18 protein-coding genes are annotated in these 15,011 nt (G+C 63.4%); 8 read left to right on the forward strand and 10 right to left on the reverse strand.

What is annotated here, in order from left to right:
- Positions 1-155 precede the first annotated feature (155 nt).
- The 4 genes from A3840_RS13735 to A3840_RS13750 form a co-directional block, all read right to left on the reverse strand.
- Positions 156-767 (reverse strand): NADPH-dependent FMN reductase, encoded by a 612-nt coding sequence (locus A3840_RS13735; protein WP_067457844.1) that lies wholly within the window; start codon positions 765-767, stop codon positions 156-158.
- A gap of 241 nt (positions 768-1,008) precedes the next feature.
- On the reverse strand, positions 1,009-1,752 hold the full coding sequence (locus A3840_RS13740) for a pyridoxine 5'-phosphate synthase (RefSeq protein WP_067457849.1): 744 nt from the start codon (positions 1,750-1,752) through the stop codon (positions 1,009-1,011).
- An 89-nt stretch (positions 1,753-1,841) separates the two neighbouring features.
- The gene (gene ilvN, locus A3840_RS13745) at positions 1,842-2,396 is read right to left on the reverse strand and encodes an acetolactate synthase small subunit (protein WP_067457852.1); all 555 of its coding nucleotides are present in this window, start codon (positions 2,394-2,396) and stop codon (positions 1,842-1,844) included.
- Positions 2,397-2,485: 89 nt separating this feature from the next.
- Positions 2,486-4,255, reverse strand: a complete 1,770-nt coding sequence (locus tag A3840_RS13750; protein WP_067457853.1) for an acetolactate synthase 3 large subunit — start codon at positions 4,253-4,255, stop codon at positions 2,486-2,488.
- A gap of 382 nt (positions 4,256-4,637) precedes the next feature.
- On the opposite strand from A3840_RS13750, the gene A3840_RS13755 reads away from it, so the two are divergent.
- Positions 4,638-6,134 carry an inorganic phosphate transporter gene (locus tag A3840_RS13755; protein ID WP_067457854.1) on the forward strand — a complete coding sequence of 499 codons (1,497 nt, stop codon included), beginning with the start codon at positions 4,638-4,640 and terminating at the stop codon, positions 6,132-6,134.
- On the opposite strand, the gene A3840_RS13760 is transcribed toward A3840_RS13755, so the two are convergent.
- From A3840_RS13760 to A3840_RS13775, 4 genes are all read right to left on the reverse strand, one after another.
- Positions 6,127-6,594, reverse strand: a complete 468-nt coding sequence (locus A3840_RS13760) for an NUDIX hydrolase (protein WP_082903901.1) — start codon at positions 6,592-6,594, stop codon at positions 6,127-6,129. The genes A3840_RS13755 and A3840_RS13760 overlap by 8 nt on opposite strands.
- Before the next feature lie 133 nt (positions 6,595-6,727).
- On the reverse strand, positions 6,728-6,943 hold the full coding sequence (locus A3840_RS13765; RefSeq protein ID WP_035087182.1) for a cold-shock protein: 216 nt from the start codon (positions 6,941-6,943) through the stop codon (positions 6,728-6,730).
- A 279-nt stretch (positions 6,944-7,222) separates the two neighbouring features.
- Entirely contained in the window at positions 7,223-7,498 is a 276-nt protein-coding gene (locus A3840_RS13770; protein ID WP_067457855.1) for a hypothetical protein, read from the reverse strand.
- A 67-nt stretch (positions 7,499-7,565) separates the two neighbouring features.
- The gene (locus A3840_RS13775; RefSeq protein WP_067457923.1) at positions 7,566-7,925 is read right to left on the reverse strand and encodes a DUF423 domain-containing protein; all 360 of its coding nucleotides are present in this window, start codon (positions 7,923-7,925) and stop codon (positions 7,566-7,568) included.
- Positions 7,926-8,003: 78 nt separating this feature from the next.
- On the opposite strand from A3840_RS13775, the gene A3840_RS13780 reads away from it, so the two are divergent.
- A complete protein-coding gene (locus tag A3840_RS13780; protein WP_067457858.1) occupies positions 8,004-9,428 on the forward strand; it encodes an MATE family efflux transporter in 1,425 nt (474 codons plus the stop codon).
- On the opposite strand, the gene miaA is transcribed toward A3840_RS13780, so the two are convergent.
- Complete coding sequence (gene miaA, locus A3840_RS13785; RefSeq protein ID WP_067457861.1) at positions 9,425-10,318, reverse strand: tRNA (adenosine(37)-N6)-dimethylallyltransferase MiaA; 894 nt, start codon at positions 10,316-10,318, stop codon at positions 9,425-9,427. The two genes, A3840_RS13780 and miaA, sit on opposite strands and share 4 nt — an antisense overlap.
- Before the next feature lie 27 nt (positions 10,319-10,345).
- Between miaA and serB the strand changes: the two genes are divergently transcribed.
- A complete protein-coding gene (serB, locus tag A3840_RS13790; RefSeq protein WP_067457864.1) occupies positions 10,346-11,218 on the forward strand; it encodes a phosphoserine phosphatase SerB in 873 nt (290 codons plus the stop codon).
- 73 nt (positions 11,219-11,291) lie between these two features.
- The gene (locus A3840_RS13795) at positions 11,292-11,843 is read left to right on the forward strand and encodes a YkgJ family cysteine cluster protein (protein ID WP_131798332.1); all 552 of its coding nucleotides are present in this window, start codon (positions 11,292-11,294) and stop codon (positions 11,841-11,843) included.
- On the opposite strand, the gene A3840_RS13800 is transcribed toward A3840_RS13795, so the two are convergent.
- A complete protein-coding gene (locus A3840_RS13800) occupies positions 11,840-12,079 on the reverse strand; it encodes a YdeI/OmpD-associated family protein (RefSeq protein WP_067457868.1) in 240 nt (79 codons plus the stop codon). The two genes, A3840_RS13795 and A3840_RS13800, sit on opposite strands and share 4 nt — an antisense overlap.
- Positions 12,080-12,228: 149 nt before the next feature.
- On the opposite strand from A3840_RS13800, the gene A3840_RS13805 reads away from it, so the two are divergent.
- The 4 genes from A3840_RS13805 to A3840_RS13820 all read left to right on the forward strand — a co-directional run bounded on the left by A3840_RS13805 (position 12,229) and on the right by A3840_RS13820 (position 15,000).
- On the forward strand, positions 12,229-12,813 hold the full coding sequence (locus tag A3840_RS13805) for a DUF1003 domain-containing protein (RefSeq protein WP_067457871.1): 585 nt from the start codon (positions 12,229-12,231) through the stop codon (positions 12,811-12,813).
- Positions 12,814-12,822: 9 nt separating this feature from the next.
- Complete coding sequence (locus A3840_RS13810) at positions 12,823-13,617, forward strand: thymidylate synthase (protein ID WP_067457874.1); 795 nt, start codon at positions 12,823-12,825, stop codon at positions 13,615-13,617.
- Positions 13,614-13,934, forward strand: coding sequence for a nucleoside triphosphate pyrophosphohydrolase family protein (locus tag A3840_RS13815; protein ID WP_067457877.1), 321 nt, complete (start codon positions 13,614-13,616; stop codon positions 13,932-13,934). Before A3840_RS13810 ends, A3840_RS13815 begins: the two co-directional genes overlap by 4 nt.
- A gap of 61 nt (positions 13,935-13,995) precedes the next feature.
- Entirely contained in the window at positions 13,996-15,000 is a 1,005-nt protein-coding gene (locus A3840_RS13820) for a DUF4424 domain-containing protein (RefSeq protein ID WP_067457880.1), read from the forward strand.
- Positions 15,001-15,011: the final 11 nt, after the last annotated feature.

Here is a 15,011-nt window from a genome sequence, read left to right on the forward strand (position 1 = left end):
GGGCTCTCGCTGTTTCAGGGCGGGCGCCGCTATACACCCGCCGCCCGACACACACAACACCCACCATGACGATTGGTTCAGAAACCAGCAGGGGCCGCTCCTTACGGAACGGCCCCTGCCAGGTAAGCGGAGACTTGGAGGTCTTCGCGATGCGATTATTCGGCGGCCTTGGCGACAGCCTCGTTTTCGCGGGCGGCCTTGGCGGCCTCGCCCCACCAGACCAGCTGGTCCAGCATGTCATTGGCGGAATTGCCGATCGCGCCTTCGATATCGGCCAGCGTCTTGGTGCCGCCGTAGCCGGGATGCACCGACATGAAATCGGCGCCGGCGATATGGACGGCCGAGCGGGTGGAGACCATCTGCAGCTCCACGCCGATGGTGCGCAGGTTTTCGATGGCGCGGGCACCGCCCACCGAGCCATAGCCCACGGCGCCGAAGGCCTTCTTGTTCCAGTTGGTATAGGCCTGATCGATGGCGTTCTTCAGCGCGCCGGTGATGGCGCGGTTATATTCGGCGACGACGAAGATATAGCCGTCATATTCGGAAACCTTGTTCTGCCAGCGCACGGCTTCCGCATTCTGGCTCGGCGCCCAGGCGTTGGAGGCCACTTCATCGAAGAACGGGAGATTGAAATCGCGCAGATCAACGATCTCGGCATCGATCTCGGGGCGTTCATTCGCCCGGTCCAGGATCCACTTTGCGGGGATTTCGCCGAAGCGGCTCGGACGGGTGGAGGAGATGATAACGGCAATCTTGAGCTTGGACATTGTGGTGCCCTCCTTAGTAACAAAACGTAACTGAGGCGATATATGTGCCTGTGGTCGAAATGCTCAAGAAGGCACCTTCCTGTCATCCGGGGACACCAAGGTGCCCCGGTTACATCCATGTAAGTATTTGTTACAAAAGGCTTTGCGCCGAATCGGCGGCAGCAGTGCCGCTGCCAGGCCATGATCGGTGCGCCCGAGCAAACGCATTGTTCTTCGGGCGTGAACGACGCAAGCCGGCGCCTTAGGCGGAGAGCACCGTGATATAGCGCCGAGTCGCCTCGGCGAACCCCATGAGCAAGGCATCGGCGGTGAGGCCATGCCCGATGGAAACCTCCGCTATTCCCGGAACGGCGGCCTGGAACGCCGGCAGATTGTCCAGCGTCAGATCATGCCCGGCATTGACGCCAAGCCCTTGGGCCAGCGCCGCACGGCAGGTTTCGGCCAGGGTCGTCAGTTCACGTTCGGCCTGGTCGGCATCGTCGTAGCAGGCGCCATAGGGGCCGGTGAACAATTCCACCCGGTCCGCCCCTGTGGCCCTGGCCGCGCCCACGCCATCCTCGCCCGCATCCGGGTCGCAGAACAAAGAGATTCGCCGGTCGGGGCGCTTCAGCCGCTGCACGACCGAGGTGAGGAAATTGCCCTTGCCGGTAAAATCCCAGCCATGATCGGAGGTCGCCTGGGCCGGATCGTCCGGCACCAGCGTCACCTGCTGCGGATTCACCGTCTCGATCAGCGCCAGAAAATCCGCGCTGGGATAACCCTCGATATTGAATTCGGCCTTGGGATAGTCTTCCCGCAGCATGGCGGAAAGCGCGAAAACGTCGGTCCGCCGGATATGCCGCTCGTCCGGCCGGGGATGCACGGTGATGCCGCTGGCGCCGGCATCCAGCACCACGCGGGCAATTCCCGTCACGCTGGGCCAGGGCAGGTCGCGCCGGTTGCGGAGCTGGGCGACGGCGTTGAGATTGACGGAAAGAAGGGTCATGGCAGGACTCGAACTATTCAAGCCCTGCCATACACCAGACTTGGCGCGCAGCCCAATCGAACCTTGTGATGAGTCCGATCAGCGCCGCCTTACATCCCTTCAGGTCCCCGCCCGATCGCGGCAAGGCCCGTCCGCACCACTTCCACCAGCCCCAGCGGCGCCATCAGCGCGATGAAGCTGTCGACCTTTTCAGGCTTGCCGGTCACCTCGAACACGAAGCTCTCGACCGTCGCATCCACGATATGCGCGCGGAAAGCGTCGGCCAGCCGCAGGGTTTCGGCGCGATGCTCGCCCGACCCCTTGACCTTGATGAGCGCCAGTTCCCGCTCCAGATAGGCGCCTTCCGCGGTCAGGTCGTGCACCTTGTGCACCGGAACCAGGCGCTCGAGCTGGGTCTTGATCTGCACCAGCACCTTGGGCGTGGCGACCACGACGACGGTGATGCGACTAAGTCGCTTGTCGTGTTCGGTCTCGCTGACGGTCAGGCTTTCGATATTGTAGCCCCGGGCCGAAAACAGCCCGACCACCCGGGCGAGGATACCCGGTTCGTTGTCGACCAGCACCGAAAGCGTATGCCGCTCGGTCTGCTGGGTTTCCTGGGTGAGAAAATAGGCCGAACCGGTCGGCTGCAAATGTGCGTTCATTTTTTTGTCCTCAAGCCTTTAGCAAATTGCCTCAGCCACCTCGGCGTCATTCCGGCGCAGGCCGGGGCGACAGGGTGATGTGGCAGCAATCACACCAAGGCCCGCCCTTTCTCGTCGATGATGTCGCCGATATCGGCCGTATCGGGCAGGATGATTTCGTTGTGCGGCTTGCCCGAGGGGATCATGGGCAGGCAGTTCTCGTCCTTTTCGACCAGCACGTCGAACAGCACCGGGCCGTCATAATCGATCATCTCGGCAATGGCCGCATCGAGGTCGGCCGGCGTGTCGCACTTGATGCCCTTGGCCCCATAGGCCTCGGCCAACTTGACGAAATCGGGCAGCGATTCCGAATAGGAATGCGCGTAGCGCGAGCCGTGCAACAGGTCCTGCCACTGGCGCACCATGCCCATGCGTTCATTGTTGAGGATGAACACCTTGATCGGCAGGCGATATTGCACCGCGGTCGAGAGCTCCTGCATCGTCATCTGCACCGAGGCTTCCCCGGCAATGTCGATCACCAGCGCATCGGGGTGGGCGACCTGCACGCCGACGGCGGCCGGCAGCCCGTAGCCCATCGTGCCCAGGCCACCCGAGGTCATCCAATGGTTCGGCTTGTCGAAATGGAAGTGCTGGGCGGCCCACATCTGGTGCTGCCCGACCTCGGTGGTGATGTACACGTCCTTGGATTGCGCCTTCGTCGCTTCGTAAAGGCGCTGGATTGCCCATTGCGGCTTGATGATAGTGTCGGAATTCTTGAAGTTGAGCGAGCCGACGGCGCGCCATTTTTCGATCTGCTTCCACCACGGCGCGATGGCCTCGGTGCGCGGCTGATTGGTACGGCTGCGCCAGATGCGGATCATCTCTTCCAGCACGCGGTTGCAGTCGCCCACGATCGGCACGTCGACCCGGATGATCTTGTTGATCGAGCTCGGATCGATATCGACATGAATCTTGCGGCTATTGGGCGAGAAGGCATCGATCCGCCCGGTGATGCGGTCGTCGAAGCGGGCGCCGATATTGATCATGACGTCGCAATCATGCATCGCCATATTCGCTTCGTAGGTGCCGTGCATGCCCAGCATGCCCATCCATTGCGGTTCCGATGCCGGATAGGCGCCCAGGCCCATCAGCGTCGACGTCACAGGGAAACCGGTGAGTTCGGCCAGTTCGCGCAGGTTTTCCGAAGCCTCGGGGCCTGCATTGATGACGCCGCCACCCGTGTAGAAGATCGGCCGCTCCGCCTTCAGCATCAGGTCCACCGCTGCTTCGATGGCCGCCAGATCGCCATCCATCTTGGGGCGATAGGATTGATGCCTCAGCGTTTCCGTTTCCGGCTTGTAATAATCGCCGACGGCAAACTGCACATCCTTGGGAATGTCGATGACGACGGGGCCCGGGCGGCCGGTCGTGGCGATATGGAAGGCCTCATGCAGCACACGCGGCAGGTCGGCGACGTTCTTGACCAGGTAATTGTGCTTGGTGCAGGAGCGGGTGATGCCGACCGTATCGCATTCCTGGAAGCCGTCGGTCCCGATCAGCGTGGTCGGCACCTGCGCGGTGATGCAAACCAGCGGGATCGAATCCATCAGCGCGTCGGTCAGGCCGGTCACCGCATTGGTGGCGCCAGGGCCCGAGGTCACCAGGACCACGCCGGGCTTGCCGGTGGAGCGGGCATAGCCCTCGGCCATATGCGTCGCGCCCTGCTCATGCCGCACCAGGATGTGCTTGACGAAATCCTGCTGGAACATGGCGTCGTAGATCGGCAGAGCCGCCCCGCCGGGATAGCCGAAGATATGTTCGACTCCCTGGTCGGTCAGCGCCTGGATCACCATTTCCGCGCCGGTCATTTTCTCGGCCATTGTCAGCCCTTCCTAAAACTTTTGCCCCTGCAGGAGCCTTGTTCGTCGTTCCGCCTCTCCCCGCGCGGCGGAAAAAAGGCAATAAAAAAGGCCCCGTTCGGGACCTGTTTTCGGCGCACCAGCTATCGCGCGGGGTTTTACCCCACGTTGCCGATGCGCCCGCATACTACGAGAATGAGTGCCCGCACAGGACCGCTCCAAAATTCTAGACGCGGCATTGATAAGAGCAATGCGGCGGACGAGTCAAGCCAATGCAGCCATCCGCGGCCGGCGCCGTTCCCCAACAGATGGGGACAGCGCCATTCCAGCGCGAATTAAGGGATTGCAGGGCGGGCAAGGGATGCTAAAGCCCAGCCAACGCCATTTATGACAGTTTGATGACATGAGCAAAAGCGCGCTGGACAAGGACTTGCAGCGGGTCTCCGGCCTCGAGACCGCGACCCACGACCTGGGCCGCATGCTGGCCGCACCGGGCATCGCGCTCGTCTTCCTGCTGGTCGCTGCGCTCTGGGCCAGCTTCGCCGTCGAACAGGGGCCTTCGACCTATATCGTCGTCATCGGCGCCGCCATTGCCGGATACATGGCGCTCAATGTCGGCGCCAACGACGTCGCCAACAATATGGGGCCCGCCGTGGGCTCGCGCGCCCTCACCATGGTCGGCGCCCTGGTCATCGCTGCCATATTCGAGGCGGCCGGCGCCCTGCTGGCCGGCGGCGACGTGGTCAATACCGTCGCCCGGGACCTGCTTCTGGCCCCCGAGATCGAGCCCACCAGGTTCATTCTCGTCATGATGGCGGCCTTGCTGGCCTCGGCGCTCTGGGTGAACCTCGCCACCTATATCGGCGCCCCGGTTTCGACCACCCATGCCGTGGTCGGGGGCGTGGTCGGCTCCGGCATCGCCTCGGCCGGCTTTGCGGTGGTCAACTGGCCGATGATCGGCGCCATCGCCACCAGTTGGGTGATTTCCCCGGTCCTGGGCGGTATTTTTGCCGCCGCTTTCCTGCTCGTCATCCAGGCCACCATCACCAATCGGCTGGACAAGATTTCCGCCGCCCGCCTCTGGGTACCGATTTTCGTGGCCGCCATGACCGGCATCTTCGCCATGTATCTGGCGACCAAAGGACTAAGCCGCATCTGGAAGCCGGACATGGTCACCACGGCGCTGCTCGGCGTCGTCTTTGCCGGCCTTGGATGGTTCCTCGCCATGCCCTGGGTACGGTCGCAGTCGCGGCACCTGGAAAACCGCAAGAAACATGTGGCCACCCTGTTCCGCCTGCCCCTGATCGTGGCCGCGGCGCTGCTGTCCTTCGCCCATGGCGCCAATGACGTCGCCAATGCCATCGGCCCCTTCGCTGCCATCGTCACGGCCGTGCAGACCGGCCATGGCGAAGTCGCCAATATCTCCCTGCCCTTCTGGGTCCTGGCCATCGGCGCCATCGGCATTTCGCTCGGCCTGGCCCTGTTCGGGCCGCGCCTCATCCGCACCGTCGGCGAGCAGATCACCAAGCTCAACGAAATCCGTGCCTATTGCGCCGCGCTTTCCGCCGCCATCACCGTGCTCGTCGCCTCGGCGCTCGGCATGCCCGTCTCATCCACCCATATCGCGGTGGGTGCCGTCTTCGGCGTCGGTTTCCTGCGTGAATACATGTCCCGCCGCGAAGCCCATGGCAGCGCTGTTCCGGTCAATGCGCGCTTCGTCGATGCCAGCCAGCTCAATGCCACGCCCGAAGACGCGCTGGCCAATGCCCGGCAGGTGGAAAGCCGCCTGCTGGTCCGCCGCCAGCATGTCTACAGCATCTTCGCGGCCTGGGTAGTGACCGTGCCGGCCTCGGCCATATTGTCCGGCCTGCTCTATCTGGGCCTTGATCTGATCATCTAGCCTTATCGACATGGCGCGCATGCAATTGCGCCGCCAGCCGCGCCAGCGAACGATCGGCGAGAAGCCGCCGTGCTTCGGGCAAGGTCGCCCAATGGCGCAGCCGCTGCTGGTCCTCGCGCCAGGAATCATGCTGCTGGGTGACCAGGAGCGGATAGAGATCGACATCGACCAGTACCGTTCCGTCATTGCCGATGCTGGCTCGGTAGCTGCCCACCGGCACCTGCTCGATCTCGCCGGAGACGCCGGCTTCCTCCAGCGCCTCGTTCGCCGCGCTGTCCCAGGGCGTATAGCCGGGCTCGATGGCGCCCTTGGGGAAAATCCATTTGCCGCTGCGCCGCGAGGTGATGAGCAGGAAGGTCATGCGACCATCGACCAGCGCATAGGGCAAGGCGCCCGCCTGCCGCAGACCGTCGGGGGTCTCCACCTTGGGGCTCCAGTTCTTGAGAAATTCGCGCATCATGTCACCGCAGGGTCGTCGTTCGACCGCCGTGTGGCATAGCCGCACCGCAAGAGTCCACAGCCACAACGAGAATGGGCCCCGCAGGGCCCATCCAAAATTCCATCGATCGATGCGGCACCAGCGTGCCGGCCGCTTAGCTCAGCAGCGTCAGCTCGGTGGCCGAAACCTTGCCGTCGCGGCCGGTCTGCAGCTCAAAGCTGACCTTGTCGCCTTCATAAAGCCCCTGCAGGCCCGAGCGCTGCACCGCGGAAATATGGACAAACGCATCCTTCTCGCCGTTATCGGGAGAGATGAAGCCATAGCCCTTGGTGGTGTTGAAGAATTTCACGGTCCCGGTAATGGCGGCCATGCTGAAAACCTCTTGGTCTGTTGTGCCGCAACGTGCGGCGGAAGGGTTATCCGGATGAACCGGACTTACGATTCACGAGATCAGGAGGTAGCCTAGTTTCCGGCGAGCCGGTCGTTCAGATAGCGCAAGACAAGTGGCACGTAAGATTATTATCTCTTGGCGTTTCGACTTTTTCAAGATCGATAACGAGACATGGAAACACCCGGCTGGGGGGCCAACCGGGTGTCTGGCGCCTGGGGGCGCTACGCCGCAGGGGGCGCTACGGCATGGGAGCCCGGCTTAGCCGCGCGGGCAGGTGTCGATATAACGGCTGCCATCCGGACGCTGGTAAACACAGCGGTCGCGGCTGGTGCCATGATAGCCCAGCAGCTCGCCGGCGGCCGCGCCGGCCACTGCGCCGACACCGGCGCCGACAGCCGTGCCGAGCAGGCTGCCACCGGTTGCGGCAGCGCCAATAACGCCGCCGCCAACGGCGCCAACGGTTGCACCCTGCTGGGTGGTGGTGCAGGCGGCAAGCGACAGAGCCGTCGCGGCGATGATCAGGATCTTATGCATTGGGTTCCTCCAACAGGATGCTCGCAGGCAAGAATGCACGGTCTCGTGAAAAGGTTCCGGTGCATTTTTAATCTTTCTTGAATGAACGATCCGGCCGCAAGCCCCCAAGGGCGATACCGAGCCAGGCCAGGATCATGGCGCCACCGCCCAGAGGCGCAGCGCCGGGAAAAAGGCCATGCCCCGCCCATTCCCGCATCGCCAGGTCGGCGGCGAACAGAATGGTGCCCGCAGCCAGCGCGCAGCCGGCGAGCGTCAGGCTCCGCCAGCGGGTCTGCAACCCCAGGGCCAGAAGGGCCGGTCCATGCGACAGGAAAACGGCCGCAATCGCCGCCAGATTGCGCGATTCCGCCATATGCGACGCCGCCGCAGCAGCGGCCACACCCATTGCGCCGATCAGGCCGGCGGCGACCAGCACTATTCTCTGCATGTCGACCTTCTTCCTCCCGCCGCTTCCCGACAGGGCCGCTTTCGAATAGAGCATGACCCCGCGAGTGTGAGAATGACAATGAGTGACAAAGCCGCGCCGACCGAACCGACGCTCCTCGATCCGTCCGCCACGTCCGGCTGGCGCCAGGAACTGCGCGCCACCTTCGCGCTGGCCTGGCCGCTGGTCATTGCCCAGCTGGCGCAGAACGCATTGCATACCACCGACGTCATCCTGCTCGGCTGGCTCGGCCCCGCCTATCTTGCCGCCGGTACCCTGGGCACGACCTTCTTCATGCCGTTTCTCCTGTTCGGCGTCGGCGTCGTCGGCGCGGTGGCGCCGCTGGTCGCCCAGGCGCGGGGCGAGCGCAATATCAAGGCCATCCGGCGTATCGTCCGCCAGGGATTCTGGGTGGCCATCGTGCTGGCCACGCTGCTGTTGCCGCTCGTCCTCCAAATCCGGCCCATCTATCAAATGCTCGGCCAGGACCCGATGGCGACGGAAATGGCCGAGCAATTCGTCCAGATCGTCGCCTGGTCGCTGTTCCCGGCAATCGGCATCATCGCGCTGCGTTCCTTCCTTTCGGCCTTCGACGCGACGCGGGCTATATTGGTCATCACCGTTCTGGGCGTGGTGGTGAACGCGCTCATCGCCTATGCGCTCATCTTCGGCAATTTCGGCCTGCCACGGCTGGAACTACGCGGTGCCGGCATCGCCACGCTCACCACCAATATCGTCATGTTCGTTGTCATGCTCATCTATGTGGTGCGCCACCGACGCTTCCGGCGCTTCAATATCCTGATGCGCTTCTGGAAGCCGGATTGGGGCTATTTCCGGTCCATCTTCGCCATCGGCACCCCGATAGCGCTGACCGTGCTCGCCGAGGTCGGCATGTTCACCGCCGCGGCGCTGCTGATGGGGCGGATCGGCACCGACGAGGTCGCGGCCCATGCCATCGCCCTGCAATGCGCCTCCATGGCCTTCATGGTGCCGCTCGGCCTCGGCATCGCGGCCACCGTACGCGTCGGTGTCGCCTATGGCCGCCGCGACCGGGAAGGCATCCGCAAGGCCGGCTGGATGGCCTTCATGCTCGGCACGGGCTTCATGCTGATTTCCTGTCTGGCTTTCCTGCTCTTCAGCCGGCCCATCGTGTCGATCTTTCTCGATCCCTCGGTGCCGGCCAATGCCAATGCAGTGAACCTGGCCGTGTCCTTCCTCGCCATTGCCGGTATTTTCCAACTGGTCGATGGCGCCCAGGTGACCGCCGCCCATGCCCTGCGGGGCCTGAGCGACACCAAGATTCCAATGGTCCTTGCCATATTGGGCTATTGGATGGTGGGCCTGCCGACCAGTTATGTCCTGGGCTTCGTCTTCGACTGGCGCGGCGTCGGCATCTGGACGGGCCTGGCGGTCGGCCTCACCTTCGTGTCCATCGTGCTGCTTGCCCGCTTCGCCCTGCGCGAACGCCTCGGACTGCTGGAGAAGATCGGCGTGGCGCGCGGCTAGGACGCAGCCCCACCGGGATCGGACCGGGGCCAGTCCCCCATGCGGTTGCGGAACCATGTCCGCTGCCGCTTGGCATATTGGCGGGTGGCAATGATGGCGCGCTCCATCGCCTCCGCGCGGCTGAGACGTCCGGCCAGCCAGCCGGAAATCTCCGGCACCCCGATCGCCTTCATGGCCGGCAGCGACGGATCGGGCCTCTGCGCCAGCAACGCTTCCACTTCTTCGACGGCCCCGGATTCGAACATGGCTTCGAACCGTTCCCCGATCCGGGTTCGCAACAGCTCGCGATCCGGCCACAGCAATAGGCGCTCGATTTCCCAACCGCCCAGCACGCCCGGCTGCTGGTCCTCCTGGAAGCTCGAAAGCGCCCTGCCCGTCGCCCGTTTGACCGCCAATGCCCGGATCACCCGCTGCGGGTCGGCCACTTTCAGCCGGCCGGCGGTTTCGGGATCTTCCGCCGATAGCAGCCTCATGCGTTCACTCTCGTCCAGCGCCTGAATCTCTTGTTGAACTTCAAGCACCACATGGTCCGGAATGCCGGGCACATCGGCGAATCCATTTATCAGCGCATCGAAATAGAGCCCTGTTCCGCCAACGAAAATCAGCGGCCGAGCCGGATCGCTGGTCGCCACGACGTCTTGCACCGCGCGAAGCCATTGCCCCGTCGAAAATCGCTGGGCCGCCGGCACCGATCCATAAAGCACATGCTCGGCCCGACTCTCATCTTCGATGCTTGGCCGCGCCGTCACCACGCGCAACGTGTCGTAAAGCTGCATGGAATCGGCGTTGACGATGATGCCATCCGAAGCAATGGCGCGCGTGATGGCCAGCGCCGACTTGCCGCTGGCAGTCGGACCCGCTATCAGCACAGCGCGTCTCTGGCCCGTCAAATCCCGCCTCCGAAAGTTGCTGCCGCCATGCCGGTCCTCTCTCTCATCGCCAATCCTGCCGACCCTGAACTCGACACGGCCCTCGCGGCCGCTGTGGTCGCAAAAACCGGCGGCGAACTCAACTGGCTCAATCACGGCGTCGCCTGCGACATCATCGAGCCGGCGGCGCCGGATGCCTTGGATAGCGCCAGGGATATCCTGGCCGGCAAGGCCGTGGATGCCAATGTCGTGCCGACCGAGGGTCGCCGCAAGCTGCTGCTGGTCGCCGACATGGATTCCACCATGATCGAGCAGGAATGCATCGACGAACTGGCGGCCGCGCTCGATCTCAAGCCACAGGTCGCCGAAATCACCGACCGGGCCATGCGCGGCGAACTGGATTTCGCCCAGGCGCTGGATACCCGTGTCGCGCTGCTCAAGGGCTTGGAACGCAAGGTGATCGAGGAGGTGCGGCGCGAGGCGATTACGCTGGCGCCCGGCGGCCGTGCCCTGGTCCAGACCATGAAGGCTTACGGCGCCTATACGTCCCTGGTCTCGGGCGGCTTCACCCTCTTCGCCGATTATTTCGCCAAGCGCATCGGCTTCGACGAGGCCATCGCCAATCTCCTGGAATTCGACGGCGACCGGCTGACCGGCACCGTGGCGAAACCCATTGTCGACAAGAGCACCAAGCGCGAGCGGCTCCTGGCCCTCGTCGATGAACGCGGTCTGAGCACAAGCCAGACCCTGGCCGTCGGCGACGGCGCCAACGATCTCGACATGATCGGGGTCGCCGGGTTCGGCGTCGCGCTCCATGCCAAGCCGGCCGTGGCGGAAGCCGCCGGTATCCGCATCGACCATGGCGACCTCACCGCCCTGCTCTATCTGCAGGGTTACGAGGAACACGAATTCGTCCGCTGATCCGGCGACTGGACAAGTCCCATCCTTTCCCGCTTAGCTGGATGCGGGAGAGACGCGACGGGAGGAGCGTCACGTGTCGATGACTTTGATCGAGGGCAGAAACTGCGGCACCTGCACCGCATGCTGTTCCTTCGCGCCCATCCGCGTCGAAACGCTCCGGAAGCCCGCCAATACGCTCTGTGCCCATTGCGCGGAAGGCCAGGGCTGCACGGTCTATGAGGTTCGGCCCCAGGTCTGCCGCGGCTTCTATTGCGGCTGGTTCTTCCTGCCCGAACTGGGGCCAGCCTGGCATCCGGAGCGAAGCGGCGTCGTCATCCGTTCGGAATCCTTCGACAACGACACCATCACCATTCTGGTCCTGCGCTTCTCGGAATTCCTGGTCTCCGAGGACTTCGCCGGCCTGGTCGGCGCATGGATCGAGGCCGGCATTTCGGTGGAGTTCGAGCGGGTCGGTCCGGAAGGCCACCTGCCGGCCAAGATGCGGGTCAACGAATTGCTCGAAGCGGCCGTGGCCGCGCGCGACCTGCGGGAAATGCAGACGATTTTCGCCTGGTCGCTGGCCCATATCGACCAGTCACACACCTGGGAGCGCGACGAGACCGAATTCTACAGCGCGCTGGCCTAGCCGTTCCATTTCATCCGCATGTAAACGCCGCCGCCTTCCAGTTCCTCCAGCATCTGCGCCAGCCGCTTCTGCTTGGTCTCTTCCCGCTGCGCCTTGTTGATCCAGAGCAGATAATCATTGCGCTGATAGGGCGGCCGCGCTTCGTATTGCGCTATCAACCCATGGGCTTCCAGAGCCTCAAGCACGAAGTCCGGCATGGTTTCGCGGGGACGAAGCGGGCGCAATTTCGGGCTCATGACAATTCACTCCTGATACCGACACCAGACTGGCAGACGCCATTGACACCTGCTGACAGGGATCGCGCTGGTATTAGCATACCGCATTGGGGCTCGCGCGGCTCTGCGCTAGTCTGGCGCCGATCCAGATCAGTGCAAGTGAGCCCAGGATGCCGAACGACAATATTGCCAAACTGATCCATGCCGCCGACCGCTATCTCGGCAAGAGCGAAGATGCGCTCACCAGCCAAGAACGCGCCATTCTCGAACAGGCGATCGGCAAGCGCGCCCTTTCCCGCGATCCGGCGGCCGAGTTCGACGAAAAGCTCACCCTGGGCCAGCGTCTGGCCGATGGCGTGGCTGCCTTTGGCGGCTCGTGGAATTTCATTATCGGCTTCGCAATCGCCCTGGCATTGTGGACCGGCGCCAACCTGCTGCTCGCGGGCCGCGCCTTCGACCCCTATCCCTTCATCTTCCTCAACCTGATGCTCTCCATGCTCGCCGCCATCCAGGCGCCGGTCATCATGATGAGCCAGAACCGCCAGGCCGCCAAGGATCGGGAGGTCTCGGCCCATGACTACGAGGTCAACCTCAAGGCCGAAATAGAGATCATGGCCCTGCACGAAAAGCTCGATCGGTTGCGCGAAGAGGACATCCGCACCCTCATCATCCAGCAGCAGGACCAGATCGAGCGGCTGACTCGGCTGGTGGAGAAGCATGTGGGGACAGGCGCAGGCAAAGGCGAATCGGCGTAATCTCCCCACATGCAGCCCTATCTCCAGCTTCTTTCCGATATTCTCGAAAACGGCGCCGACAAGTCGGACCGCACGGGAACCGGCACGCGGTCGATCTTCGGCTACCAGATGCGCTTCGATCTCTCGAAGGGCTTTCCGCTGGTCACCACCAAGCAATTGCATCGCAAGTCGATCATCTACGAATTGCTCTGGTTCATTCGCGGCGAAACCAATGTGCGCTGGCTGCAGGAACGCGGCGTCACGATCTGGGACGAATGGGCCGATGAGAACGGCGATCTCGGCCCGGTCTATGGCAGCCAGTGGCGGAGCTGGCCGGCACCGGATGGCCGCCATATCGACCAGCTCGCCAACGTCATCGAATCCATCCGCAATCGTCCCGACAGCCGCCGCCACATCGTCTCGGCGTGGAACCCGGCCGAGGTGGACAAGATGGCGCTGCCGCCCTGCCATTGCCTCTTCCAGTTCTATGTCGCCAACGGCAAACTGAGCTGCCAGCTCTATCAGCGCTCGGCCGACTCTTTCCTCGGCGTGCCGTTCAACATTGCGTCCTATGCGCTGCTGACGCATATGATCGCGCAGGTCACCGGGCTCGAGGTCGGCGATTTCGTCCATACGCTGGGCGATGCCCACCTCTACAGCAATCATTTCGAACAGGCCCGGCTGCAACTCAGCCGCGAGCCGCGTCCATTGCCCAAGCTGGTCATCAACCCCGAGCGCAAGCGGATCGAGGATTTCGTTTTCGAGGATTTCACCTTCGAAGGCTATGATCCGCACCCGCGCATCCAGGCGCCGATCGCGGTATGAGCCGGTCGCTGGGCGAACTCACGGCCCTGGTGGCGGAGGTGGCCGACACCTATGCCTCGCGCAATGCCATTGCCCGGGACGATGATTGGTATCTGCTCAAGGTCCAGGAGGAACTGGGCGAGCTGGTCGCCGAATATCTCAAGACCACGGCGCGGGGCCGCCACAAGGGCGCGGACGCAGTGGCGATCCGCCAGGCGCTCGAAGACGAAACCGCCGACGTCCTGGCCATGGTGCTGCTGTTCGCCCGGCACAACAGCATCGATCTCAATGCGGCGCTGGAGCGCAAATGGTTCCAATATCTGGGCCGCGCGCCATAAGGATTTCAGCTCGGGCCGGCCATGCCAAGCTGACCGCGAGCGAGATAATTGGGAGTTTGCCATGAGAGCCGCCATATGCGCCGCCATCCTGTTCGTCACGGCCCCCGCCCTGGCCAATGACACGGCCGCCGTGCTCACCACCGGCGGGCTGGAATTCGTCAGCCATGGCGAAATCGCCATGGAGAGCGAGGACCTCTACATCTCCAGCGACGAAATCCGCGTCACCTATGTTTTCCGCAATGACGGCGACGAAGACATCGACCTGCTCGTCGCTTTCCCCATGCCCGATATCGTGCCGGATCATTTCTCGCCGGTCGCCTTCCCGACGGGACCGTCCGACAATCTGTTCGAGTTTGAAACGACCTTCAATGGAACCCCGGTCGATGCGACCCTGCACGAATATGCCTATGCCGCGGGCGTCGATCGCACCGACTTCCTGCGCGGGCTCGACCTGCCGCTGGTGCCCATAAGCAGTGAAGCGCTGAATGCCGTGGATGAGCTGGACGACGACATGATCCGGCAATTGCTGCATATGGACCTGGCCATCCCCGACGAATTCGACGCCGGCGCAGGCTGGGAAACCCATCACTGGCCCAATTGGACCTATCGCGCCACCTATACCTGGGAGGCCACCTTCCCGGCCGGCGAGCGGGTGACCGTCGAGCACCGCTACAAGCCCAGCGTCGGCGGCACGGTCGGCGTTTCCTTCCTGTCCGAGCCCTATGAGGATTACGACCCGGCCAGCGCGTACAGGCAGAAATATTGCACCGACGACACCTTCATCAACGCCGTCCGCAAGACCCTGACCGATCCCGACGAGCCCTGGTCGGCCCCCTTCTCGGAAACCTGGATTTCCTACATCCTCACCACCGGCGGCAATTGGGCCGGCAACGGCATCGAGAAATTCCGCCTGGTCATCGACAAGGGCAGCGAGAAGAACCTGGTGTCCTTCTGCGGCGAGGGGGTGAAGAAGATCGGCCCGACCACGTTCGAAATGGTCAAGGAGAACTACTGGCCCCAACAGGAACTGGAAATCCTGATCCTGCAAAGGCATGGGGACCAGTAGGTTTCGCCTCG

It is taken from the genome of Devosia elaeis (genome assembly GCF_001650025.1).
In the GTDB taxonomy this organism is placed as follows: Bacteria; Pseudomonadota; Alphaproteobacteria; order Rhizobiales; family Devosiaceae; genus Devosia; species Devosia elaeis.